The organism is Aquabacter sp. DMC10 (genome assembly GCF_056314145.1).
Genome location: NZ_JBQUYX010000017.1, coordinates 1 through 1003, shown reverse-complemented (window position 1 = coordinate 1003; position 1003 = coordinate 1). Strand labels below are relative to the sequence as shown.

1 pseudogene is annotated in these 1003 nt (G+C 63.0%); it reads left to right on the top strand.

Annotated features, from left to right (window positions below):
• Positions 1 to 62: 62 nt before the first annotated feature.
• Positions 63 to 1003, top strand: a pseudogene (locus tag ACT54L_RS24915) (IS3 family transposase); the annotation flags it as partial.

Here is a 1003-nt window from a genome sequence, read left to right as displayed (position 1 = left end):
GTGGCCTGCTGCCGGTTTCGTGGACACCGAGATAAGGTGATCAACGGGACTGGAGAGCGGGAATGCAACGACGGAGGTTCAGCCGCGAGTTCAAACTTGAGGCTGTGAGGTTGGTGAAGGATCGGGGCGTTGCCGTTGCGCAGGCTGCCCGCGACCTTGATGTCCACGAGAACGTGCTGCGTAAATGGGTCCGGGAGGCAAAGGCGGATCCTGAGCATGCTTTTCCCGGGCAGGGTCAGATGAAGCCCGAGCAGCTCGAGATTGACCGGCTGCGCAGGGAAGTGGCCAAGCTGAAGGCGGAGCGCGATATCCTAAAAAAGGCCGCAGCCTTCTTCGCGAGGGAAGCGACATGAGGTTCGCCTTCATCGCGAAGCACCGGAGCATCTGGCCGGTGGCATGGCTATGCGACGCTCTGGATGTCTCACGGTCGGGCTTTCATGCCTGGCTCAACCGCAGCCCCAGTGAGCATGCCCGGCAGGATGACGTGCTCGCGACGGCGATCGACAGGAGCTTCAAGAGCAGCGATCGAACCTATGGCGCACGACGCGTCTGGCACGATGTGCTGGCGGAAGGGCTCTCCTGCGGGCTGCATCGGGTCGAACGGATCATGCGGGAGCATGGATTGCGAGCCCGGCCGCGCCGTCGTGGGTTGCCGAAGGATGTCGGCGTGCGGGCCGCCGCGTCGGACAATCTGCTGGATCGCGCCTTCGAGGCCTCGGCCCCAAATCAGAAATGGGTGGCGGACTTCACCTACATTTGGACCGCGGAGGGCTGGCTCTACGTTGCGGCCGTCATCGACCTGTTCTCACGACGCGTCGTCGGCTGGGCAATGAAGGCGGAGATGACGGCACAACTCGTTACCGATGCCCTCATCATGGCGATCTGGCGCCGCGGCAAGCCGGACAGCCTGCTGCATCACAGCGACCAGGGCAGTCAATATACGAGCGAGCAGTTCCAGCGACTGATGGCCGACCATGGCATCACCTGTTCGATGAGCCGGTCG